At 52.0% G+C, this 1,572-nt stretch carries 2 protein-coding genes; both read right to left on the bottom strand.

What is annotated here, in order from left to right:
* Positions 1-4: 4 nt before the first annotated feature.
* Positions 5-340, bottom strand: coding sequence for an IS66 family transposase (locus E1189_RS25690; RefSeq protein ID WP_155158350.1), 336 nt, complete (start codon positions 338-340; stop codon positions 5-7).
* 17 nt (positions 341-357) lie between these two features.
* Entirely contained in the window at positions 358-1,488 is a 1,131-nt protein-coding gene (locus tag E1189_RS01610) for an IS66 family transposase (RefSeq protein WP_155158349.1), read from the bottom strand.
* Positions 1,489-1,572 lie beyond the last annotated feature (84 nt).

Here is a 1,572-nt window from a genome sequence, read left to right as displayed (position 1 = left end):
GTAACTATTCAGCCCCCAGCAAAGGAGCGTTGTTGTAATTCTCAACAGCTATAAGCAGAGATTCAAAAACGCCCAGCCCCTGTTTCCTTGCTGATGAGATATAGCTGCGGATTCGGCTAAACCAGGCCGCCCCCGCCTTGCTTCTGAAGCAGCCAGAGATTTTGGCTTTGAGCTTACCCATGCGGACATCCCGTTCACTGCCGTTGTTGTCAAAAGGCACTCGGAAATCTGTCAGAAACCGCAAGGTTTCCGTCTGATAATCGCGCAACCGGCGGAACAGGTTATAAGCTTTAGTGCGTCTCACTTTCCTGCTTTTCAAGTATTGTCGTCGTCGCTCCATGAAGGCCTCTTCGTCTTTTAGCGCACATGCCAGTATCCGTTGATCAATCGTTCAATCCGCACCAGAATAAGGGCTGGCATCGCAGCCACTCCGATTTTTCTAAACCCCTTGGTGATATGCCAGGAAAACTGTAACAGGCGCATCATACGGCCCGCGTAGCGGTTGCAATCCCGGTCTATCACACCCTGAAGCTCGCGCAAATGATGGGCATTACACAGAGTATGCATCACACCGTAATGGAAGTAGGGCTTCCAGTGGTCATGGACGAGCACCCCGGTAAACAAGAGCAGAACACCCATGGCATCCATAGCTACCCGCCCCCGTTTTGGGTTCAGGTGATACAGTGTCCAGTATTCACTGCGCAGAACATGCAGCCACCAGGTTTTTTTGTCCACACGCATGCCCGTTTCATCCGCACCCAGTACCGCTTCGTGCAGCAGGGCACTGGCTATCGCCAGTTCGGTGGATGCGAGTTGTTCATACGTCGTCTTCTGGAACCGGCAGATCGCCCCGACGCTCACCGGCATGTGGTAAATATCTTGAAAAAATTCAGCGATACGGTGGCAGGGAATCAGTTGATACTGGTGAAGGTAAACGGCCAGTGCCCTCGTTTTCGCACCGTATTGCACATAGTTGGTGACGCCTTCTGGTAATGTTGCCTGTGTCTTATGTCCACAGGTACAGCGTCTGACTTCAGCCCGGTAAGCCGTGACCTCAAACTGCCCTGGACAGGCCGGATCAAAGACCTGATATTCGACAACCTTGACCAGGCTGTCGGTTGACAGCGACTGATGGCAATGTTCACAGACCCGAACCGGGAGATATTCAATATGGTGAGGGTGCTCTATAGCTTCCAGGCAGTGTCCTTTATGACCTTTCTGCGCTCCGGGTTTCAGGCCTGAATGCGCCCGCAGGCTCTTGGGGGCGGGTTTATCATTGTCATCTGTGCCAGAAGGCTCGGTCTGTTGCTTGTCTCCAGGCTTGGAAAAACCATCTGTTGATGGTGGTTTACTACTGTTGCTGCTGTTCTTGTTGATCCGAGCCTCAAGCTCTTTAATAGTCTCCTGCTGCTCACAAATCCTCTCGCCCTGCTCAATAACGATGGCAAGCAGTGTGGCGGTGAGTTGGGTTTCAGGAGAGAAGGACATGACCGATGACCAGGAAATTACTCCCCCAATACTGGCACAAAATTTCAGATTTTCCGCTTCAGGTTAGGGGGGCTGAATAGTTAC

It is taken from the genome of Parendozoicomonas verongulae, assembly GCF_009711465.1.
Lineage (GTDB): Bacteria > Pseudomonadota > Gammaproteobacteria > Pseudomonadales > Endozoicomonadaceae > Sansalvadorimonas > Sansalvadorimonas verongulae.
Note: the sequence above shows the minus strand (reverse complement) of the source record. Positions and strands in the feature narration are given on the sequence as shown.